The organism is Chryseobacterium takakiae (assembly GCF_900129385.1).
Classification (GTDB): domain Bacteria; phylum Bacteroidota; class Bacteroidia; order Flavobacteriales; family Weeksellaceae; genus Chryseobacterium; species Chryseobacterium takakiae.
In genome coordinates, this window is the sequence record NZ_FQVO01000015.1 from 59,312 (window position 1) to 83,287 (window position 23,976).

Annotated in this window: 21 protein-coding genes; 19 read left to right on the top strand and 2 right to left on the bottom strand. The window is 33.0% G+C overall.

The features are described 5' to 3' along the window. The first annotated feature begins 4 nt into the window (after nt 1–4). The 13 genes from BUA76_RS16390 to BUA76_RS16455 all read left to right on the top strand — a co-directional run bounded on the left by BUA76_RS16390 (nt 5) and on the right by BUA76_RS16455 (nt 12,503). Nucleotides 5–1,663 carry a type IV secretory system conjugative DNA transfer family protein gene (locus BUA76_RS16390; protein WP_083573253.1) on the top strand — a complete coding sequence of 553 codons (1,659 nt, stop codon included), beginning with the start codon at nt 5–7 and terminating at the stop codon, nt 1,661–1,663. A 53-nt stretch (nt 1,664–1,716) separates the two neighbouring features. Then, nucleotides 1,717–2,280: a GNAT family N-acetyltransferase gene (locus tag BUA76_RS16395; RefSeq protein WP_178337354.1), complete on the top strand. Its 564-nt coding sequence runs from the start codon at nt 1,717–1,719 to the stop codon at nt 2,278–2,280. After that, nucleotides 2,273–3,169 carry a helix-turn-helix transcriptional regulator gene (locus BUA76_RS16400; protein ID WP_072885879.1) on the top strand — a complete coding sequence of 299 codons (897 nt, stop codon included), beginning with the start codon at nt 2,273–2,275 and terminating at the stop codon, nt 3,167–3,169. The genes BUA76_RS16395 and BUA76_RS16400 overlap by 8 nt, the downstream gene beginning before the upstream one ends. Nucleotides 3,170–3,615: 446 nt before the next feature. Then, entirely contained in the window at nt 3,616–3,912 is a 297-nt protein-coding gene (locus BUA76_RS16410) for a hypothetical protein (protein ID WP_123855574.1), read from the top strand. 2 nt (nt 3,913–3,914) lie between these two features. Continuing rightward, the gene (locus BUA76_RS16415; RefSeq protein WP_072885882.1) at nt 3,915–4,199 is read left to right on the top strand and encodes a hypothetical protein; all 285 of its coding nucleotides are present in this window, start codon (nt 3,915–3,917) and stop codon (nt 4,197–4,199) included. A gap of 16 nt (nt 4,200–4,215) precedes the next feature. Beyond that, a complete protein-coding gene (locus BUA76_RS16420; protein WP_072885883.1) occupies nt 4,216–6,705 on the top strand; it encodes a VirB4 family type IV secretion system protein in 2,490 nt (829 codons plus the stop codon). Next, nucleotides 6,686–7,186, top strand: coding sequence for a hypothetical protein (locus BUA76_RS16425; protein ID WP_123855577.1), 501 nt, complete (start codon nt 6,686–6,688; stop codon nt 7,184–7,186). Before BUA76_RS16420 ends, BUA76_RS16425 begins: the two co-directional genes overlap by 20 nt. A gap of 1 nt (nt 7,187) precedes the next feature. After that, entirely contained in the window at nt 7,188–8,000 is an 813-nt protein-coding gene (locus BUA76_RS16430; RefSeq protein ID WP_072885885.1) for a type IV secretion system protein, read from the top strand. A gap of 6 nt (nt 8,001–8,006) precedes the next feature. Next, the gene (locus tag BUA76_RS16435) at nt 8,007–8,690 is read left to right on the top strand and encodes a hypothetical protein (RefSeq protein WP_072885886.1); all 684 of its coding nucleotides are present in this window, start codon (nt 8,007–8,009) and stop codon (nt 8,688–8,690) included. Continuing rightward, a complete protein-coding gene (gene traM / locus BUA76_RS16440) occupies nt 8,680–9,756 on the top strand; it encodes a conjugative transposon protein TraM (protein WP_072885887.1) in 1,077 nt (358 codons plus the stop codon). The genes BUA76_RS16435 and traM overlap by 11 nt, the downstream gene beginning before the upstream one ends. 7 nt (nt 9,757–9,763) lie before the next feature. Further along, nucleotides 9,764–10,441, top strand: a complete 678-nt coding sequence (locus BUA76_RS16445; protein WP_072885888.1) for a DUF4138 domain-containing protein — start codon at nt 9,764–9,766, stop codon at nt 10,439–10,441. An 11-nt stretch (nt 10,442–10,452) separates the two neighbouring features. After that, entirely contained in the window at nt 10,453–11,025 is a 573-nt protein-coding gene (locus BUA76_RS16450; protein ID WP_072885889.1) for a conjugal transfer protein TraO, read from the top strand. A gap of 11 nt (nt 11,026–11,036) precedes the next feature. Then, complete coding sequence (locus BUA76_RS16455) at nt 11,037–12,503, top strand: hypothetical protein (RefSeq protein ID WP_072885890.1); 1,467 nt, start codon at nt 11,037–11,039, stop codon at nt 12,501–12,503. Nucleotides 12,504–14,083: 1,580 nt separating this feature from the next. Here BUA76_RS16455 and BUA76_RS16465 read toward each other — a convergent pair. After that, nucleotides 14,084–14,974 (bottom strand): lytic transglycosylase domain-containing protein, encoded by an 891-nt coding sequence (locus tag BUA76_RS16465; RefSeq protein WP_072885892.1) that lies wholly within the window; start codon nt 14,972–14,974, stop codon nt 14,084–14,086. Nucleotides 14,975–15,372: 398 nt separating this feature from the next. Between BUA76_RS16465 and BUA76_RS16470 the strand changes: the two genes are divergently transcribed. The 6 genes from BUA76_RS16470 (at nt 15,373) to BUA76_RS16495 (ending at nt 23,496) form a co-directional block, all read left to right on the top strand. Then, nucleotides 15,373–16,380 (top strand): hypothetical protein, encoded by a 1,008-nt coding sequence (locus tag BUA76_RS16470; RefSeq protein WP_072885893.1) that lies wholly within the window; start codon nt 15,373–15,375, stop codon nt 16,378–16,380. Between the two features lie 610 nt (nt 16,381–16,990). Then, nucleotides 16,991–18,922 carry an ATP-dependent nuclease gene (locus BUA76_RS16480; RefSeq protein WP_143149933.1) on the top strand — a complete coding sequence of 644 codons (1,932 nt, stop codon included), beginning with the start codon at nt 16,991–16,993 and terminating at the stop codon, nt 18,920–18,922. Continuing rightward, nucleotides 18,915–20,834, top strand: a complete 1,920-nt coding sequence (locus BUA76_RS16485; RefSeq protein WP_178337355.1) for a UvrD-helicase domain-containing protein — start codon at nt 18,915–18,917, stop codon at nt 20,832–20,834. The genes BUA76_RS16480 and BUA76_RS16485 overlap by 8 nt, the downstream gene beginning before the upstream one ends. A 102-nt stretch (nt 20,835–20,936) precedes the next feature. Then, nucleotides 20,937–21,110 carry a hypothetical protein gene (locus BUA76_RS19315; protein ID WP_178337356.1) on the top strand — a complete coding sequence of 58 codons (174 nt, stop codon included), beginning with the start codon at nt 20,937–20,939 and terminating at the stop codon, nt 21,108–21,110. Nucleotides 21,111–21,225: 115 nt separating this feature from the next. Further along, entirely contained in the window at nt 21,226–21,831 is a 606-nt protein-coding gene (locus BUA76_RS16490) for a recombinase family protein (RefSeq protein ID WP_072885897.1), read from the top strand. A 1,326-nt stretch (nt 21,832–23,157) separates the two neighbouring features. Beyond that, nucleotides 23,158–23,496: a hypothetical protein gene (locus BUA76_RS16495; protein ID WP_143149934.1), complete on the top strand. Its 339-nt coding sequence runs from the start codon at nt 23,158–23,160 to the stop codon at nt 23,494–23,496. A 77-nt stretch (nt 23,497–23,573) separates the two neighbouring features. On the opposite strand, the gene BUA76_RS16500 is transcribed toward BUA76_RS16495, so the two are convergent. Then, on the bottom strand, nt 23,574–23,976 hold a 403-nt coding region (locus BUA76_RS16500), incomplete at its 5' end, for a Crp/Fnr family transcriptional regulator (protein WP_143149935.1).

Below are 23,976 nucleotides of genomic sequence, written 5' to 3' on the forward strand. Positions count from 1 at the left end.
TAATATGAATTTACCAGAGTTTTTAAGCAAAGAGATTATTGTCATATTTCTTATAATATACGTAGTTGTAGGGCTGTTAGGCTATATTATCTCGTCATTTCGCGGGAACAAAGGATTAATAAGCTTTTCGCTTATTTTGATATTTGGGGCAGTGATACATCATTACTTCCCATATTCATTTATTGAAAAACTTCTGCCCTTCGGTTTTGCTCCGGCTCTAATATTGGGACTACTCATAGGTCTTTCCAATTACGAACCTAAAGCACAGCCTATAGTTGATGTAGAATTAAATCTTAGAGGAAGAAAGAGGATTATCCGAAATATTTTCGCAGGGATTGGAGTTTTCGGAGCTTCCCGAAGTGGTAAAACGGCTTCTGTGATTTATTCGCTTTTAATTCATTTTGCAAAGTGGGGATTCTCTGGTTTAATCTATGATTATAAAAATGGAGAACTGACAGAAATATGCGTTCCCCTTTTTGGAAAAAGGTTAAAGATTTTTGCTATACACCGTCCTGATATCAGTGTCAGGCTGAATCCTATTAACCCGAAATATTTGGATGATGAAAAAGAGGTGTCTGCTGTTACGCAGGTAATTTTAGATAACCTTGCCGGTTCAGAGAAAGGGGAGAACGGTTTTTTTTATGATACTGCAGGAAGTTTATTAAGTGCCATAATCCTTAGATTTTCACTGCACTATCAACACTACTGTACTATTCCCCACGTTATTGCTTTTATCCTTTCTGTTGATTTTTCTTTAAAAAAAGAGGAACAGCAAAGCAAAGGTTTGCAGGAAGAGGCCTATGACACGTTTTTAGGATTGAAGAACTTTCTTATTGCTGATAAAAGAGTAAAAATCCAGGCATCATCATTTATTTTAGGGCTTGCATCTGAAAAACAAACTGCTGCAGTTGTTTCAACTTTGGCCAATGCTTTAAGAAAAATTTCCTTCCCTGAATCTTTTTGGGCATTGACTGGTAATGATATTGACCTAAATCTTAATTCAAAAGAAAATCAAACCGTTCTTTCAATCATGAATGATCCAAAATCCGAAGAAGTAATCACTCCTTTTTTGGCCACAATTATTCATACCATTACTAAACAAATGATGGTCCGACATCAGGAACCTGCATTCATCCTTTTGGACGAGGCTCCAACCATCAAATTAAGAAATATGGCCCGAATCTCTGCTACAATGGCCAGCTTTAAGATAGCAACTATCTATTGTGCACAGGACATTTCGCAAGCTGTAATACAATATACAAGGGATGGATTTAAAGCGATCCTGGCCAACTTATCGACCTTGTTCTTTGGTAGAGCCAATGATCCGGACACGGGTAAATTTTATGAGCAATATTTTGAACCTAAGAAAATTAAGACTCATTCAAGAACTACAGGACAATCTTCTTCCTCAAAAACCGTCAGTGAAAAAGAAGTTCCGAAAGTTCGTTCCCATGAGTTCACCAAATTTACACCGGGTAAATTCGCATTTATATCTGGTGGTAAGGCTGAACTGATTAAGTTTCCAAAGTATAATATCGAAGTAGAACAACTTCCGGAGAAGGAAAACTTAAAGTCAAAAATGATTGATAATTACATGCATATCATTGATGAGATCAACCTTTTTGCTGAACAAATAGGAATTTCAAGAGAAAGAAAAGTTTAATATATTAAACTTTTATATATTTGTTTACCAAACATGAAAGAATAATTATGAGAATGGCTGAAAAAAAAGACAAAATTGATGTTGTTAATATATTAACATCTGCTTTTATTAATGTCTTAATACCGAATTCAATAAATTTTGTCGTCAAGAATGATAAAAAACGCCGGGAGAGATTAAGATCTTTAATGGAGTTTCAGTTTGATATAGGTTTAGAACTTGGTCATATCTTTATTAGTGATGATTCTAAAGGCTGCATTATATTTATCGATAAATGGAAATCAACGCTTAAACGTATCATTTTAGAAGTTAAGCTCTTATTTGCTGTAATTGGAATCGAAAATCTTTTTCAGGTATTGAAAAGAGAAAATCTTATTAAATCTTATCATCCGAAACAAGACTTTATACATTTATGGCTGATGGGCGTTGCACCAGAAGCCCAGGGAACTGGAGTAGGTAGTAAGCTGCTCCAGGAAACTCTTCAATTTTATGAAGGAAAACTTATGTATCTGGAAACAACGACGCCGGAAAACCTAAGGTTTTATAAGAAAAACGGCTTTATTATTTTCCATGAAACTTTTGAATTAGATTATCCATTATATTTTTTGAAATATGTTTAATACTCAAATTGAAATCAGTACTTTTATTTATATCCTAATATTTGCAGGACTATTAATTGTTGCTTTTATACAATTGATTAATGTATGGAACAAACGAGATCGAAACTATTATCTTAATTTTTGTGCATTATTATTTTCAGGAATAGTTTATAATCTGATCGAAGGTCTACTCCCGGATCATCAATTTGGTATTGATATCCTGGCACAAAATATCCTGGCTTTTACCGTTGGTTTAGTCGTAGCCTTCCATTATCTTTTTTATTTAAAGAAGATCTACAATCTTAAGTTTTACGAAAAAATTTCTTTTGCATCCATTGGGATGGCTGCATGCATGGCCCTTATTGTATTATTTATATTACCCTATACGGTAACCAAATCATTAGAGGTTTCAAGAGTATTTTTTCTAGGATTTTTCTTCATCGTTCTTTTATTGATGATAATTGTTGTTATTAAAGATCAAATAAAAAAAATTAAAGAAGAAAAATCTGCAGTATTAAAAATTCATTATTTCATAGGAATCATTGGATTCTTAGGGCTGCTATCACTACCATTTAATATACTTGTTTTCGGAGATAACCAAGTAATAGAGCAATCCTCTTTTAGTGTTGGATTTTTCTTCCTTACAATAGACTTTTTCCTATATGGATTAAGAAAAAAAGAACTGAAAAAAAATATCCCTATTGCAGAGCTTTCAGCACGAGAAAACGAAATCTTAAAAATTTTGTTAGAAAATCCGGAATTGAAATATGCCGAGATCAGCGAGCGATTAAATATTTCAGAAAAAACGTTATCTACTCATCTTAATAAGATTTATAAAAAAATCGGGATTAGAAGTAAGAAAGAAATCAATGAAATGAGTAAATCTACGCGAGAAAGTATAATTTCTTAAATTTCCACAATATATATTAAAGCCTGATTATCAGGCTTTATTTTTTGTAAAATAATCCTTATTCAGTACCCTTATTTATTTAAGGAGAAGAATAAGGGTTATTTTTTTTCGTCTGCTTTTTTTATGCTATAAGTTTGAAAATCGAAATTCAAATCAGGTAAAAATTATAGTTAGATGGAAGAATCAAGAAATAAAATTGACAGAGTATTATTGATTATTTTCTTATCAATAGCATCCTCAATCTTATGGGGAATATTCGTAATGCTTCTATTTTATCTAGTTTTTAATTCTCAATTTTTTTCCAGTCTTATCCAGGATTTTAATCGAGAAAAAACTGCATTATTTTTTATTGGAGTAGGACTCTTATTAATTTCAGCAATAACCACTACATCTATTTTACTGAAAAAAATCAAAAATTATAATGACTAAAAATAAAAATTATGAAAATGTTGAACAAAAATTTTTGTCAAAAGGCAAGTCTGACTTTGTTTTTACTTTCCGCAAGTTTTATGAATGCACAGGATTTAGGTCTTGCTTCCGGAGGGAATAAGATTTTAGCTGAACTGGTTAAGGCATTCCCTATTGTTGCCGCTATCGCTTTAATCTGGGTCGGATGGAAGGCGTTGAATGAGTACAACGACAGTAAAGATGTTTTGGCAGCTTTAAAGATTGTAGGATGGTATTTACTGGCAGTATTCTTTATTATTGGGGCTTATCAGGTAGTTAAAAATGTGTCTTTATAACAATGAAAGAAATCAGGAATTATAAGAACATCAGGAGAAAGCCACAAATACATGGCTTTTCTCCTAATGCTTTTTATTTATTCATTGGGATTGCAGGGATGTCTCTAATGACCCTTACCATGGGTTTTAGTTGGGTTAAGATTATATGCATTTTAATTATCAACGCCTTAAGCCTTGTGTTTACAAAATTGGTGATGAGTAATGACCATATTATGAAAAAATTATTCAATGAAAAGTTTCCTAAAGAAATTTCACCATTGACAAGAGACAGATCAAAGAAAAAATAATATTAAAATACATTCTATGGAAAATTATGTGTTAGGGGAGCAAGGAAATTTCGCATTAGGTTTTAGGTTCCAGATGCCGGAGAAATATTCCCTGGGAGAGAATGATTTTGACTTATTAAATGATTACTGGAATAAGGCACTGAGAGATTTGCCAACCGGAACAATCTTTTTTAAGCAGGATATTTTTTCAGAAGATAAATTTGATGCAAAGCAATTTCCGACAAGAAATTTTTTAGAGCGAAAAACCAAGGAATATTTTGATGGGATGGACTACATTTCCCATCAAACGAATGTATTTTTTATCCTGCCCAACACTTCTATACAGTTGTCTAAATTAAAAAATCCTATCCGTCCGCCACAGAAACGAATGTTTGCGGAATTTGACGATAAGATTAAAAATTTTATTGCTTCGGTTGGCCAGGTAATAACTTATCTGCGGTCTGTTAAATTAAGTGGTAATAATCATTTTAAGATTCAACCCCTTTCAAAGGAATATCTGAATACGTACTATGAATACATCAACAGTGGATTGAACAAGGATTATAGTGTAGATATCCGCAATGAATGGGATTTTTTGAAAATAGGAAGCAAATATGCGTCTATCCTTAAATTTCCGCAGGAAAACAAGTTTCCTGAGAAACTAAGATCCTGCAGAGCTGATGCCGACCTGAGTAATGACAAAATCAAATTTTTCAGAAATTACGGTGATAATTTCAGCCATGATTTAGGATTTACCCACATCTACAATCAAATAGCAGTACTGGATGATAACAAGTATCACTACAACCAGGCCCAGAAGAATCATGACGACCTGTATAAGTTCAGGAGGTTTGATAAGACGAATGAATATTGGGCTGAACAGACGGGTGATATGCTTAAAGAAATGGCAAAACATTCTGATACGGAGAGAATTGTCCGGGCACATAATAACATCGTAATTTTTGCCAATACTGAAAATGATCTTAATAACAGAATTGATACTGTTACTGAACGCTTTAAAGATATTGATATTAAGCCAGAAAGGCCTTTCGGGGATAACCTTACCGCCTTATATGAATTTTCCTATCCATTAAATTCACATTTATTTGTTGATGATCATTATTACATTGCCAATTTAGAAGTGTTTTCGTCTTTTCTTACCTGTACAGGAAAATATAACAATGACAAGGAGGGCTTAAGACTCAATTCAAGATTGGCCGGGATGGTTCCGGTAACCGTGGATGTTTGGGATGAAGATAAAAATTATGTTGACGCAAGAAACTTTTTTATACTGTCGCCAACAGGCGGTGGAAAGTCTTTTACAGCCAATCATATCATTTCACACCATTATTCAGATGGAGCGAAACAGGTCATTATTGATTTAGGGGGTTCTTACAGAAAACTCGAAGCCTTATTCCCTAATGATATTGCCTACATCACCTACAAAGAAGGAGATAATTTAGGGGTTAACCCTTTCGAATTGCGGTCAAATGAAATCCTGACTACTGCCAAAATCGATGAATTGGTCGAATTCATCGGGGTACACTTCCGCAGGGATGGAACATTGTCAGAACAGGAAAGAGCTGTCCTGAGAAGAGTGGTAGAATTGTATTATAAGAACATCAAAAGAGGACATTCCCTGCCTTCGTTTATCAATTCATTCATCATCGACAAGAACGATATCATAGAACATCTTGAAATACAAAAGGAATTCTTTAATGCAGATGAATTTGTATTGCTCATGAGTGAATTTGTGGATGGCGGAGCTTACTCCTTTTTATATGACGAGAGTAAACCAACGTTTGGAACTGAATTGTACGAGAAAAACATTATTGTCTTTGAGTTGGATGCTATCCGGGGAAATAAATTATTGCTGTCTATCATGCTGCAGCTTATTTCGACTACGATTGATAAAATGATCTGGCAGGACAAATCTACCCGGGGCGTGATTCTATTTGATGAAGTTGCGGAGCAATTAAAATGGGCTGGAATGTTACGGCGAATCCAATGGTTTTACCAGGCTATCAGGAAGCAGAACGGGAGTATTGGAATTGTATTGCAATCCATTGCCCAGCTACCTAAAAATGAACTTTCTGATGCTATTATTGACAATACTCAGATCTTATATGTTTTGGGAGCCAAAGACTATAAAGCCATACAGGAAAGGTTTAATCTTTCAGATCACGCCTATTACCAAATGTCTTCAATTAAAAAGAATTTCAGCGGAGAAAGGAAATATTCACAATTGTTCCTGCTTCGTGGCGACACGCACCAGGTTTATAACCTGGAGGTTCCCCCGGAGGTTTTTTGGGCCTACCAAACCGACGGAGCCATGAACACTCTGCTGATGAAAGCTTATGATATCACAAAAGATATGGAAACAGCCATTAAGATTATGATTGAAAATCAGCCAAAATTTGAGCAGATCAGAGACGATTTAAAGGGAAGAAAAATAGACGAGGAAGAATCCATCAATATTATTAAAAGAATTACAAAAAATTATGAATATGAAAAAGAAACTTTTTAATCTGGTTTTGATCTTACTGCCGTTTTTGGGTTTTGCCCAAATCGGAGGGAGCGTTGTGTTTGACCCTACCCAGGCATCAAACATGAGTACTCAGATTGCCAATACTACCCAGCAGATCGGCCAGTTGGAAAAATCGTTGGAATATATGAAGAAGGCATCTGAGACCCTGAATAAAGTAAACGGGTACGTACGTGATGTATCTACTGTTACGGAAATAACTAATATGTACAAAGAATCTGTTTCCATCGCTTCAAGAGTTCGTACGGATGCCCAGAGGATTAAAAATCCCAACACAAGAAAAAGAGTGTTAACAAACGTTTCGCAACTCCTAACATCGCTTACGTCCGGAGTTGCTTTTGTAAACAAGATTCTCACGAACGATTTTTTTAAAATGACTGATAAGGAGAGGCTTGAACTGCTTAATACTGAGCGTAGAAAGATACTAATTAAGAAATCAAAGTTAACCTCTTATCTCAATTAAAATGGACTTTGCATTTATAAATGAACTGACTAAGCAGCTATCAAACTCTAATATTTTTCTCTATTCATTTTCAGGAGCAAAAGTGTTGGCCTTTGCCTTACTGATGTTTAAAATATTAGAAGCTTTTACCAAAGATTTTGATAGCAAAGACCCCAAAGTTGGCAATATAATGACTCTTTTCGGGTACGGATTAATCGTAATGAGTTCTGATTGGATTATGTTATCCATTGAAAATGTTTTTGCTTCTGTAGATACTACTATGGACGCCACTTCATCTGATTTATTTGAGAATCTGAACAACCAAGTCTCTACAAAATTGGATAATATTTTCGCAGGGTGTGAGGATGTTTTTGACTATATGGGAGCTTTTTTCGCCAATATTATCATTATTGTTACCCTGCTATTCACCTGGTTAATAGGTGGATTATGCAAATTGGCAGATATGAGTATTACAGCTGCATACTTGATTCAGCGGGTATTTATATTAAAATTATTGCAGTTCCTGTTTCCTTTGGCCGTAGCATTCTCAACCTATAGTGAAACCAGTAAACTTTTCTCAGGATGGATATTGAGATACATCGGGATTTTTATCCTGGGTATCGGCTACATCGGAATCATCAATATTACCGAATTGCTGCAATCAACTATTCTTGCGCAATTTGATACCGGAGGGGGAAATTATGGAATGATGGGGAACACGGTAGACGGAACAGTTTTCAGTGCCGGAATCTTAGTGGCTATGATCGTCACCTTTACCGTTAAGATCAAACTTTTCGGAGTGGTTACAAGTTATATAACAGGAATGTTTCAATAATTAAATATGAAAACAGGAGAAGATTTTTTTACGGTTTTAAAGAAAAACAATACTACCGTTTGGGTAGTTGGGTTTGTGGCCATACTAAGCATTTTAGGCTCGCTTTTCTTTGCTTTTACAGTATATAAAGACAGCACCAATAATATTTACAGCATCAATGAAAAAGGAGAACTCATTCCTTTAAAAAAATTGGAAATACAGAATGCTGAATTGATTCAGGCCAAGGCTAATCTTGAGCTTTTTGTAGATCAATATTATAATCTAGACGCATTTTCCATGAAGCGAAAACGGGAGCGTGTTTTATGGTTAGTTGGAGATCAGCCGACAATAATAATTAAAGACCGGGCGAACAAAGGCTATTTTGATGAATTTTTATCCATAGCCGGACTTACTCAAAATGCTGAAATTCTGCAACAAACTTTAAAAATAACTAAAGAAGTGCCTTATACTGCAGAGTTTGTCGTAAGAATCCAAAGAGTTAATGGAGGGGTATCGGAATTTTATAACAGTACGATAAAATTGAAAATGGAGAGAGTAAATAGAAATTTTCCTTATAACCCTTATGGATTGTTGATCACCCAATTTTCCGAAAGTCTGCAAAAAGTAGATGTAAAGTCAGAACCTGCCGTAGAAGAAATTAAAGCGTCAGAGGAAGAAACCAACCAAAACCCTAAAGAAAATGGAAAGTAAAACGGAAAATATTAAGAAAAAGAGCAAGTTTGATCTGAAAAATATTTCTACGGAAGATAGAAACAAATATTTTGCTTATGGAGTTTTTGGCCTTGCCATCTGCGGAATTCTAGCCTATGGAATTTCCAATTATACTTCGGATGATACAACAGAAGAAGTGGTAGAGTTCAGTAATCCGGAAGCTGAACAAAGTAAGTACAATTCAAAGTTAGAAGCTATCAACCCGAAAAGTCCGCAGCAAACTTCAAATGCTTTAGAAAATACTTTTACACCCTCGGAAGAAACCCAGGCAAATACTGATGTTGATTTTCAAACTTTGGATAGGCAACTTTCAGAACTGGGGAGCGGAAAGAATGTAATTAATAATGAGCCCAAACCTACTCAATCAGGAGCAACTTTAGGTCCATCCAATTCGCATGATGTATATGGAAATTATAGTATGTGGCAGGATAAGGAGCCTTCAAACAGTAAAATTGGGTATTCTTCAAAGAAAAATACAGTATCGTCATCACCATCACTCAGTTCAACATCTAAGCCGTCTTATTCAGAAGTTACCAGTTATCAGCCGGAGCAGACCTATAAAGAGCCTTCGTTTTCAACGTATACAGAAAAGCAGCCTGTCAGTATAGCCCAGGTAAAATCAAAGCTTATTTCACAAGGTGAGGCATCAAATAACAGAAGTATTTCTTTTGTGATTTTAGAAAATTTCATTTTGAAAGGTGAGACTATTTCTAAAGGAAAATCATATGCAGTCGGTTCTATTCAATTGGAAAATAATAGGATATATGCTAAAATACATACCATTAGGGCAAATGGTAAAATGTATAACGTTTCCGGAAAAATCGTAGGATATGACGGAGAGGACGGTTTGCCATTGTCTGTAAATGAAGGAAATGGAGGAACCAATGCCGGAGAAGTTTTAAAAGATGAAGCCGGACGGTTAATAAATAGTGTGCCCGTTGTCGGCGGTATGATCAGCAGGGCAACGAGTGGAGGAACAAGAAATAAATCGAACAAAATCTCCCTTTCAGGGAATATCGAATGCCAAATAATAATTTATAAATAATAACAAGATGAGAAAGTTTGCAATTTCAATTTTCATTGTAGGTAGTGTTTTATGCTACTCTCAAACGAAAAGGAAAAAAAGCTACAAAAAGCCTATAAAGAAGACTTATGTAAAGAAAAAGGCTACTACTAAACCTGTCGCCACTGCTGTAATAGATATACCAGTACAGGAAGAAGTACAACCCGAAATAGTTACAGAACCAGCAGTCGTTGAAGAACCAAATGTAGCTGTCGTTACAGCTGAGAAATCGGATTATGAAAAAACAGCAGAAAAGCTGTTGAAACAAAAAGGATGGATTAATAATAGAAATTCATTCTTAATACGGGGCGTTGAAGGATTTGTAAAGGGTGTTTATTCAGGAAACGGAAAGATTTTCGTAATGCTTGAAGTCTCAAACCGTAGTAATATTAATTATGATATTCAAAATATTTCATTCATTACAAGTCCAATAAAAAAGAAAGGAATCGATTTCGATACCGAAGAAAAAATATTTCTACCGATCTGGTCAAACCAACCTGATTGTATAGGAAAAAGAACAAAGCAAAAGTTGGTTTTTGTCTTCGATAAGTTCACCATTGGAGAAAACAAAACGCTTAATGTAGTTATTAATGAAAATGAAGGCGAACGAAACTTAAAACTTGAAATTAAGCCAGCTTATATTTTATCAGCTGAATATATCAACTAAAAAATCACATTATGGAAAGACGAATTTTAATAATACTATTCCTTTTTGTAGAGCTTTGTTATAATGCCCAGGGAAGAAAGGCTAACCAATCAGGAGTTCACGCTCAGTATGGCTATATTGCTTCTAACGACACCATAAAAAGAGGTTCTTTCATGGCCATTGCAGGATATAATCATGTTTTCGGAGATAAAGGATTTTTAGGCAAAGTAGAAGGTTTTTACCAAGATACAAAAGTGGGTTATACGGATGGTCAGGTTTTACCTTATCAAAAGTATGGACTTAACGTTTCGGCAGGCTATAGCTATGAAGGCTTATATCCTGTTTTTCTAAATGCTTATGTTGGAGCTTTTGGGGCCTATGAAAATGTAAATGATGGAAATCAGAAAGATCCGAAGTATAATGCTCAAATCCCGGCCAAGGTAAAAGGATTTGTGTATGGACTTTCGGGATCTGCAGAAATTGAAGTAGTCCTGGCAAGAAAACTATCTCTATTAGTGAACTACACTCAGTTTTATGATCTTAAGAGTGATTTTTCAAAATCAAATTATGCCTTTTTTGGAGGAATCAAATATTACATCAAATAAAATATAATATTATGAAAAATTTATTGTATTTAATCATTGCTTTTTTCAGCATAACACTGAGTTTAACTTCCTGCGAAGATGATGGAGAGTGGAACGATATCAATGGTGGGCAGTTCGGATTTAAAATCGAAAGAGACGATTATTTCATAGAAAAATCCGTAGGAGAAGCCAACCAAATGAAATATAATGTTGTAACTAACTATGACTTTGCATCAGTTCCAATAAAAATTAAATATACATCTTCTTTAAATGGCACCCTTAAATTAGGCTCTGAGATCTTGCAGCCTAATACAGAATATGCGTTGACGACTAAAGAGAATATCTTAACGTATGTAGGAAACGTTGCGGGAACCCATGAGGTAAAAGTTACAGCAATCAATGATAAAGGAGTTAGTAAGGAAGAAATTTTTAGCCTTAAATACGGAGTTTCTGAATTTACCCATACTTTCACCGGAGGTACAGCAGATATTTATCAGTCAGATGAAACACCTTACTTGATGAAAATTGTTCCGAGTTCAGGCCAGCCCAATACAGGATATGAAATAAGATTCAATTCCTATAATGGAAACATCAAATTAAATGGAGTTGCTGTTCAGACAGGACAGTTTTATCCTTTGCCGAACATTGATAATTTTACTGTTATTCTTGCAACAAACCAGGTAGGACAAGGAGCATTAGATTATACTATCAAGAATGCAACAGTTCAGTCGAACTATAATATTCAACAAACTGTAATTGCAAGAAAAATTGTTATTGAATCTATGAATATTAATTCTTTAAATGTCTTACCAAATACTCAAATGAGCTTAATCGGAGTTATCAAGAAAACGCCTGTTACTGCAAATACCACCATCAAATATAAAACATGGATTAGTGCATCAAGCAATAATAATACAGGCGGTATTCAAAATACAAATAATGCTTATACTTCATATGCATTAGGAGCCAATGGTGCGTTTAATATTAATTTCAACGCAGTACAGACAGGAAATTATACCTATAATATCCAGGTACAGGACGAATACGGGAATGAAAGTGACGTGAAATCATTTAATGTTGTAGTAGCCCCCGAAATTACCTTTGTAGGTGCATTAGCAATGGAGGTTGATTACAGATATCAATTAACAGGATTTAGCGACGTTAAAACATATCTGAAAGGGTTCAAACGATCATTTAAGGCTGTAGCCGGAGGAAATGCTACTATAATAAAAATAGAATATAATATTACTTTTAACCATGCGGGTCAGCTAGCTTATAATTACAATTTTTCAGAGAATGTAACCAATGGAACCAATACCTACGAAGTTACAGATGCTACATTTAGCACAGGTAACGTACAAATGGCTTATGTTTCATCAAATCAAATTGGAAATCCACCAATATCAAATTTACAGGGGAAAATAAAAGCCACTTCATCTACAGGGGCAGTACTTGAACAAACAATAACCCCTACTTATACTTTCAATCAGGGACTATAATCCACTGCTTTTGAATAGTAGAGGCTGTTGCATTTTGTGACAGCCTTTTTATTTATTATTAAAATTAGAATACATCTATTTGGCACCGGTAGAAAAGTGCCAATTATTAAAGTTAATTTTTTTAATAAAATGTACCAATTTATTATCCTAGATGAAACTTAAACCAATGAAAACAACATTAATCACAGTAATGATTATGGTATCCAGCGATAGTCAATTTTTCGGCCAGTTTAGTTATAGAAGCAGTATCTGAAAATATTTTGCCCAAATATGAAAATCAATTCACAGAATATCAACATTTATTAAAAAACATTGATAAATATTTAAATATAGAGTGAGCATTGTATTATTCTTAATCCGATGCTTTAAAAATAAAATAATTTGGTATTTGAACTTCTACTCTCTTTTTCAATGTTACTGAGTACATAATTACGGCTGCTAATACAAGTAGCGTTCCCACTATTACGACAGGGTGGGGTTTGAATTGTTTAATAAAATCTTTCATATTATATAATTTCTTTTTTAATAAATAGTTCCATTTTTCCAAAAGTACAATCAGCTTTTACGAAAATCGTTTTTGCTTAATTTCTTCCAGAACAAATAGAAAAAAACTTCAGCTCTTTCGAAAGGACACCTTTTTTCACTTCTCTTTAAATACCATGAATAAAGGATTTGCAAGTATATTGCATAGTTTCTAATAAAGTTGTGACGCACTCAAAGCATAGTCATGAGTTATAGATAAATTTTCAAATTATAGCCTGCTCCGCAAGATATCTCCACCTTTGAAACGTCTGTTATATTAAAAATATCTTGATGTATAACACAAAAAAAAGCCCCTCGCTTAGCGAGAGACTTTGTCTTCGTAACGAAAGTACGAAATCATCCAATACGAACCAAAAGCATTGATTTTAAAATTAAATCCCACTATAACACTAATTAACTCTTCTCTACTTTTTGCTTATGTTCTAATACCTTCAAGAGAATATTTTTTCACTTTTAATAAAAAAGAGTAGTAGAACTACTCTTTCTTCTCTTTTCTCAATTTAACAATAATAGTAATGAGTTCTACTACTTTCACTACTATATCTAATAGTTGATCAATTTGTTCTAAGCTGTTGTTTTGCATAATTTTTATATTTAAACACTGATCAGGTTTTAGCCCTCGCTAAAAGCTGGATGCATTACAGGGTTTAAGACGTCCAAAACAATCACGCTTTTATTCATCGGTGATACAACCATTCTTTTGGCCCAATTTTGTGTACGACTTTCCGCAAAATTTTAAACTAAGGAGCAACGAACGGCCAGCGTTTTGAAAAAACGAGGAGACTTAGGAAGTGACGGCCGGAAAATTTCACCGGAGGACAATACGATAAGAGTTTAAGATAAAATGAATACCTTTTTAATGGGTGAATGCATTTTAAAGGTATAATGGCTTATCGCTTATTGAAAAAAAAATTTGTTAAACAACAAATTTTTTTCAGATGTGATTTTATTTGCATTACAAAACAACGCAATATTTGCGTACGAAGTTCTTTTAAAACCAGGAGTAATAAATTTTGGAAAACTGTACTTAAATGATTTTATTTATTTATAACATATACAACTGAACCTTTAGGCACCAATGAAGTAGTAAATTGTGGATTGGCAAATTTTAGTAAATCATAATTAAAATTCTTTCCTAAAGCTTCTAATGTTGTAGTTTCATTAACTTTTATGATCTGCATATCTTCAAAAGAATAGCGGAAATAGGAGGGCTTAATATTATGATATTTGTAGAAGTTAAAAAGGTAGTTTACAGCAATGAATGAAGGTACGTATGCTTGTGTTTCTTTTGGTAAAAATGGTCTAACCTTCCAGTAATTTTTACTCCCGGCTTTTTTAACTGCTTTTCTCACATTCCCCAGCCCACAATTATAGGCAGATATTGCCAAATTCCAATCGCCTAATTGTAAATATAAATCCTTTAAGTATCTAACTGCAGAATCTGTATTTCCTACTGGATCGTAAAAAATATTAATGTATTGATTTTGTTTAATTCCATATTGTGAACCGGTACTGGTCATAAACTGCCAAAGGCCTTTAGCTCCTGCCCATGATTCTGCTCGTGGATTTAATGCGCTTTCAACAACTGCTAAATATTTCAATTCTAAAGGCATTCCATATTGTGCAAGTTTTTTTTCAAATAATGGAAAATAATAAGCAGACAGTCCAATTATTTTTCCTGTCCATTTATAAGACAAATATTTTTTTACGTATGTATATGTTATAGTATTATATTCAATAGGCAATGGAGTATTTAGATTTAAGTACTCAAATCTGTCCTTAAATACTTTTTCCTCCACATTCTCAGTTATATCATTATCATAACCTAAACCTTTTAAATAAGATTCATCATATCTAATAAACTTTTCCTGGGATTTAAAAGTTATAGTAGTAATTAGCAATAACAATATGATTTTTGATAATATCATAAATAAATTTTTAAATCTTTTGTAATAATGCTTTAAGATAATTGATATTTTGGCTTTTAAGCTTTATTATCTATTGTTTCTCATATTTATTAACCGATCATTTTGCGAAAAGAAAAACAAAAATACTCTTCTGGTTGCTTTCTCTTTTCTAGAGCTTAATCTAATACTTATAAAATGCTATAGTAGATCCTCTATTTTATTATGTACCGATGATCATGCTTTACTTTTTCTCCATATACTTCATTTTTCAATATTATGAATGATCGTGGGAGCTTTCATGGTTATTTTATTTATATATTAATAACAAATAAATTAATAATTTTATTTTTTAAAGAAATATTAATAAATAATTTTATACAAAATTGTTATCGCTAAGTTTTTAATATTAACATATAATAATGTGTGCAATCTATTATAAAATAACCTATACAAAAGTTCCTGGACTTCCGAAAAATTTTCATGATGATTATGGTTTAGGATACGCTTATGAAACAGATGAATATTACGTTCATTTCTATGGCCATAATAAAAATTTTTATTCGATTCAGGCGTCACTTGCTTTAGCAGAAAAGAAATCTACATCGCAATATCATAGTTTATCAGAATGGGTTACATATTATTTTGGCGCGACAGATATAAATCCAATAAAAAATTCAATTGGACGAACAATTCAAGGTGTTTGGAGACCTGCATTGTATTATACCAATGATATACATCAGGGATTAAAAACAAACGAATCTGAAAGACGTTTATCACAACAAGCTTTAAAAATACTTCTTGAAAAATTAGATGATTTATTTTTATATATTGAGCCAACTGAAAGCTCAATGAGTACTTATAGCCATAAAACAAGAGAATTATTAATTTTAGCTTGTACAGAAGTGGAAAATTTTTGGATGTATTATATGCAGATTTCTAATAATCCTTCAGAAAGAAAAAACTATAATACCAAAGACTACGTTAAATTAAAAGAAAAATTACATTTAGGGGATTATAATTTTACTTTAAAAAGTTATCCTCATATACATGATATAAATCCATTTAAAGATTGGAATGAAAATTCACCAACCAATAGTTTAATATGGTATGATGCCTACAATAAAACAAAGCATAATAGGACTAATAATTTTTGTCAAGCGACCTTACTTAATGCTTTAACCGCAGTAATTGGAAATATTGTTTTATATATTGTTAAGTACGGTCCATTTTCGATTCTAGAAGAGAATGGTACTTTTAATAGTATTATAAATCAGCATTTTAGTTTTGAATTAAAAAATCCCTTAATCGAAACTTTCTATATACCCAAAATTAAAGATTTTGCAAATGGTGGAGAAGGAATATTTCCTTTAGATGCTTATAATTATAAAATCATATTGCCATATGAAATGAAGCAACTTGTTATTTGATAACACTATTTCCCTGTAGAATTTTATTATGATGTCCAGATATTGGTATTTCATTAACCATATAGGCATGACAGGTTTTTATAACTGCATTTAAATAATCTTCTCCATTCAAACCTTTAAAAAAATGACAAATAAAGGGAGAAAACCCTTAAAAAGCCAAAAAGACCTGGAAAAAATTTATTTTTTCTGCTGTTATTCTTATGCAAATGGGCTGATTTATGCATTTTACCCTCCCGACACTTCCGTCCTGCGCCCACTTCTTATGTATTCAGCAAATTGCTTTGGGATTTCGTTCCTCTCTCTTTTCTTTAAATAAGTTTATGCAGCTCCCCGTTGTCAAACCAAGACATTGCGGATTTTTAGAGAGAGCACTCCGGGATAACTAATTTTATTTCTATTTACATTCTCTTTCACCTCTATTTTTCTGATCCTACTTTTGTCTATCGGATAACTTCGACTTTCGTCTAATGATGTACGAGGAAAACACCGTTGAGTAGTAAATAAAAAAGAGCCCTTTTCTATAACAATACAAAGATAAGTAATTTAAATTTGTATTGTGTTCATTAGATTTCTTTAAATCGGTTTTCTTAAAAACAATCTTAATATTATCTTGAGTACTAAAATATTAGTACATTTATATGAACCATTTAGACTAATAATGTATTTGAACACTCTCACAATTAGCAATTTCAGGAAAATTCAGCACCTTGAGATCTGCTTCAATAAAGGGGTAAACCTTTTGATTGGTGAAAATGATGCTGGTAAAAGCTCAATTTTAGATGCAATACGCCTAGTCACGGGTGTACACAGCAACGATTATTTCAGGGTATCAGATGATGATTTCTTTACAGACGGCAAAATAAGGAGTAATGACCTGGAGATCATCTGTGAATTTCGGGGTTTATCTAATACAGAAGCAGCGGCATTCCTAGAATGGATTAGTATTGATGAAACGGAATACTATTTAAAAGTTACGCTACGAGCTAAGAGGAGGGATAAAGGCAATTCTATCTACGATATATATAGCGATGTACGAGCAGGCGAAAATGAGGAAAGTGGTAGTTTAGGTTGGGAAGCAAAAAATAAACTTAGAGTTACCTACCTAAAACCCCTCCGTGATGCTTCCTACGAACTTGCAGCAAGACGCGGTTCTAGGTTATCCCAGATTTTAGGTGCACATGAAATATTCCAGCAAAAGCCAAACGTTGTACATGCTCTTGTCGATTCCATGAACAAGGCAAATTCAGAAATTACAGACTACTTTAAGAATCAAGAAGGCAGAATCGTTTCTGACACAATTAATAAAACCTATTTAAAAGAAATATCTTTAGAAAATAACCCTCTAAGTGCAAAATTCAAAATCACTGATAGTGAATTGGGTAGAATCTTGGAAAAACTTGAACTTATCGGATCATCGATTTCAGAGGAATCAAATATTGGTCTTGGTAGTAGTAACCTATTGTTTATAGCGGCAGAGATGCTATTGTTAAAAAAAGATAGCAGTTACAATGGTCTAAAACTTTTGCTGATTGAAGAAATTGAAGCTCATATCCATCCACAATCGCAGATTAATTTAATTGATTTCTTGAATAGACATTGTGATGAACTTAAGTTTCAAAACATCATCACAAGCCACAGCAATTCGCTTGCGTCAAAGATTGACCTTAATGATCTTATTATCTGCAAAAACGGAAAAGCCTATTCACTTCACAATTCTAATACGAAACTGGAAAAAGGGGATTATGCTTTTTTATCCAGATTTCTGGATGATACAAAAGCTAACCTATTCTTTGCTAATGGTGTTTTGATGGTCGAAGGGGATGCAGAAAACCTGATTCTTCCAACTTTGGCAGAAAAAATTGGCTTACCATTGCATAAGTATGGTATTTCGATTGTAAATGTTGGGAGTACAGCATTGTTCAGGTATTCCAAAATATTCCAAAGAAAAGATGGAGAACAGATAGGAATTAGGGTGTCTTGTATAACCGATCGGGATATTCCGCCTAAAGCGGCAGGCCGATACACCTATGAAGTACAACGAAGAACAGGTGATTTAGAAGTTATGAACTTACTTAGAGATGGCAGAAGAACTGAAGAGGACTATTCACCTGTAGAACTTGAAAAGAAGATAGATGCTAAAAAAAATAAATATAGAGGTGGCGATGTTGATGTCTTTATTGGTAACACTTGGACATTGGAATACGAACTTGCCAATAGTGTATTATCAAGTTTAATCCATAAGTCTATTAAAATAGCGATCAAGATCGGAGATGGAGGAAAACCATTTTCTCACATAGATTATCTTAATGTATGTAGGTTATGTAAAACAGAGATAGAAGAATGGAGACGGAACGATTTATCTGATGAAGAGATTGCAGTTGAGATCTATGCTCCATTAGAAAGGAAATTAGCATCAAAAGCGGTTACCGCACAGGTATTTGCATTTCTACTGCGCCGGGACAAGACCGATAAGGCAGTCATTTGTGCTGATCCCTATCTACAATATCTTGTTAATGCGATTAAATACGCTGCCCATGTTTGATATTACAAAAATCAAATTAACAGATGAAGAAATTCTTCAAGTTGAAAAGAAGTTTGGCTTCAGCTTTAACGAGGGACAGCTCAACTTTTTGAAGCATTGGAATAGTGTGGACATTCAAGCGTGTCCCGGAAGTGGCAAAACAACAACCCTTGCTGCTAAGCTGTTGTTGCTATCACAAAAGATCCCAGCGACATTTTCTCAGGGGATATGCATCATCACGCATACGAATATTGCAGCTGAAGAAATCAAAGAAAAACTTGGGGATTCGGCGAGGATCTTTTTTCAGTATCCTAACCATTTTGGCACAATACAATCGTTTGTTGATAAATATCTTACTATACCTTACTATAAGAAGCTGTATAAAGCTTCACCTAAAATTGTTGATGAATATGCTTATAATGACGTTATATCTAATCTGCATGAGTTAGTAGTTTCGGGAGCGGTAGATTTACTGGAGAAAAAAAATATTTTCTTAGGCGATTTGGTTTATAATAGGCACAATTTTGATATTTCAAAAAATATTAATCAGCTAGAAAAATTTTCAATAAAAGGTCTTAAACCCGATACGTGCGAAAAGTATTATCAGAGGATGCTTTCTGCAAAAAACAAAGTGTTATCTTATGGATATTTAACTTATGAAGAAGCTTATTCACTTGCATTTAAATATATAAGAGAATTTCCGTTGATCTTGGATGTCCTTAGAGAAAGGTTTTCAATAGTTTTTGTGGATGAAATGCAGGATATGGAGGATCATCAAAGCGCATTGATAGCTACACTATTCGAAAAATCAACGACAATTCAGAAGATCGGGGATACAAACCAGTCCATATTTAGTGCAAAGGCTAGTGAAGATGAAAATCAATGGCAACCAATAATCAGCAACGATATTCAACTAAAGATATCTAACCGTCTTCCTACAAATATTGCTGCCTTGGTGAAGGATATCTGTTGTAAACCACAGGAAATGATTGGTCGGCCGACTCTAGCACCTATCAGACCAATTGTATTTGTATATAATGATGAATCAATTCTGAACGTAAAGGATGAATTTGCGAAAAGAGTTCTAAAAGATGGATTGGCATCTTTCGGTAGTATTAAAATTATTGGCTCCCGTGTAGGTCCCTCCAGGTTGAACATATCTTCATATTGGCCTGACTATAATAAGGTTTATGAAAAAGTCCAATTTAAAAACCTTGATTCCTATCTTAATTTTCTATCTGTGAACTTACCTTTTGAAAAAAATGTGAAAAAGTTAAGATTAATGTTTTTGAATATAATCTGCGATTGCCTTAAAATTTGTAAAATAAAAAATCCTATAAACGAGAGTTATTTCACAGCACTTTCCTTTATAAAATATATTAATGATATAGGTCATGAAGACAAAATCTTAAAAATGGACATGAGATTTGCCGACTGGATTATTAAGCTTAAGCAATCAATTTCGATAAAAAGAGAATTTATTGCTGTAATAAAAGGAATTATTAAATTCTTTAACGGGACTATATGTGAGGAAGTTATTCAGTTTTACAGGGATAGTGAGATTGCTGTAAATGATGCAAAGCCTGAGAATAAAATATATAATTATGTTCAGGGTAACAGTTCAGTAGACATACATTTTGATACCATACATGGGGTGAAGGGTGAGACGCATTCTGCAACTCTATATCTAGAAACTTATACCCGCGCCTATGATATAGGAGGAAAAATTCTCAATTTTATTATAGCCGATGAAAGAGCTAAAAACAAACTGCGGAGAGACAAAGCCTGTTACAGAAGGTTGCCACATGCTTACGTAGCATTAACAAGAGCAACACATTTGCTCGCAATCGCAGTTCATCAGGATAGGTTTCTCCAACAGCACCAGGAGTATTTTAAGGTTGAAGCAAATGGATGGGAACTTGTATTTGTCTGATTCCTTAAAAGTATCATATTCTAAAAGATTAGAAACGATCTAAGTATTAAACTATCAGATTATGTTCAGCTTCTAAAAAAGATTAATATTCAATTTTTAATTATGGACGATGGACAAACCTTAGGAAGATCAGGTATCGCAACACAAGGTCAGACCATGATCACCGGCTACAGATTCAGTATCAGGGGAGAATTATGTAGCTTCGGCAGTAAAGTAAATTTACAGAAAGAGAATAAAGTGTTAAAGGATTGGTTTATAAAAACGGTAGTATTATGAGACTTTATAAGTGATCGAGTCCGATCACTATATTTTTATTTTTATTTTCTCAAAATCTCATATCATTAAACAAAGTTTCATAAATTTATAAAGTATGAGTTTAATGTAACTAATTATGAAAATAGGATATGCCCGGGTTTCGACCAAAGATCAAAATTTAGATTTACAAATTGAAGCTTTAAAAAAAGAAGGTTGTGAGAAAATTTATCAAGAGAAAATTTCGGGTGCAACAAAGAATCGCCCTGAACTTGATAAAATGATTGAGCAATTTAGAGAAGGTGATGAATTGTATGTTTGGAGATTAGACAGATTAGGTAGAAGTTTAAAAAACATTATTGAGCTTGTATTAAGTCTAAGTGATAAAGGAATTATAATAAAGGGGCTCGTAGATGGTGTAGATACATCTACAATTAATGGTCGTCTATTTTTAAACCTCATGGCTTCCTTGGCTGAATACGAAAGAGAATTAATCAGAGAGAGAACTAACGCTGGATTGCAATCTGCAAGAGCAAGAGGAAGACTTGGAGGAAGACCTAAGGGTTACACAGCAGAAACAATATCAAAACTAATACTTCTACGTTCAATTTACAAAGATCCAACAATGCGGCCAGAAGATATCTATAAGCCTTTGGGACTGACTAGGGCGACATTTTATCGTTATGCTAAAATTCTGGATCATCATACGGATGAAGAAATAAAGAATATGAAAGCTAAAAAATAAATATTTCTTTGAATGTTTTAAAGTCTATTATAATTAAATATTATTTTCTATCAACTGATTTAAAAAATAATGATAAAAAAAAATATATTATTTTCAATGAAAAATATTGTTTAACAATATAATGTAAAAAAATAATCTCAATAAGCCCTTAATATACAGTGGTTTTTGAAAGATTTTGAAAATCAATTATAATACACTGTTTAACTAAAAGCACAAGTATAATGCATTTTATTTTTTTTAATGTATTGAAAGCCTTTATATAAGCAGGTTTGAAGTTAATGTGGAAAACTATTATTGTTTAAATACAGTATATTATGATTTTGCACTTTAATTTACAGTCCGAATTAACTACTTTTACAATTACAAAAAAAGCCAGGAAAGCCCTGGCGGTAACTTAAAGCAGATGTTATGACTATATCAGACATCTGTGAGCTTTTAAAGGCTTTTTCTCCCATTCTTATTGTAGTGCTACCAACACTGATAGGAAGAAAGAAGCGATAGCTTACAGAGAACCTCCTTCGGGAGGTTTTTCTTTTTGGCTTATTTTAGGCTCATTTAATACGTCAAATTTATAATATTTTCGTGCATGCGAAAACTTTTTTACTACTTTTTTACTATTTTATTATTTTGAACTCTCTTGTTAAATTGTTTATTTTCTCATAAATACTTTAACCATAAGCCATACATAAGTTTTTAAGACATTAAAAAAGTTATCCACATTAAGTTTCAATATTATTTTAGTAAGTCCACCATTTAAATTTTCCTATTCATACACTTAAAATAGGTCTGATTTCGTTGCAATATACGACGGTAATAATCTGTTTTTTTGTATTATTTTGTTTAACTATACAGTATTCATGTTTTTATCTAAATACTTCTTGATTCATTCTATCATAAGGTTACACTAAAGAGACAATTTCTAAACTTCTGCTTTTACATACTATATATAAAGATGTCACGAAACGCCCAGAAGATATTTATAAGCCTTTTGGATTAACTAGGGCTACCTTTTACCGGTATGCTAAAATTCTGGACAATCATACAGATGATGAGATTAGAAAAATGGGTATTAAGAAGTAAAAAGTTCGCCAATCTAAAGATAAATTTGACCGAAATATGACTTTATAAAATTAATAATCAATTCATCAAAATAATATTTTATATTAGTAGCATAAATGGCTTTACGGATATCATATAGTATGGATTGACGCAATGCGTAAATCTGGAAGTTACCAGCAATTTTACAGAAAATGTTAGACTTAAATAATCCGAGAACAGAAATAATTTTTAAAGCCTCAAGTTATACCGACAAACTGAAAAATTGTTGTGGGAAATACACTATTGAAAATTTTGAAAAGACAAGATATTTTCATCAAAATGTTATTGATTTGTGACGAATTTGAACAATTTTATAACATAAATCATTCTGACAATCAATGGGAAGCTAAAGTAATACTTGATACTATAAGAAAAGAAATCGCAAAATTGAGTTTTATTAATATAGAAACTGAACCTAAAAATTGTAAAGTTTGCAATAGCGAATTATTCATTTACAGGTCAGAAATAAAAGAATTTGGAACATTTTATTATTGCAACAAATGTCCAAAACTAATTGTTGAAAAACTTAATGAACTTGAAAGTTTAACAGGTGCAATATTTATCTAAGGATTTTAAAAAGTGTCGAATTGATTAATAATAAAGAGCATACCCTCAGCCAGATTGCTTATTTGGTTGGTTATTAATCAGTAATAGACTTTGCCATTTTGTATTTTAATAAGCTTGTCTTTTTCAAGCTTCTTTAATCTTCTTATAACCGTTTCGACCCTCAGACCACTTAAACTGGCAAGCTGTTGACGAGTCAACTTGATCTCATAAGAGTATAAAGACTTATCAGTACTAAAATTTTTAAAATATTGAAGAATACCTATAATACTTGTTTCAGCAGAATGAGCTGCAAGATTCTGCATCATAATAAATTTTTCATACAACCGGTAAGAAATATATTTATGTATATCCTCCGATACATCGCGATGATCTTCCAGCATTCTTGTAAAATCTGATTTAGATACCTTCATAACGGTACATTCTGACATTGCAACCGCATTCACTGGATATTTTTCATCAATAAACAGGAGTAATTCGCAT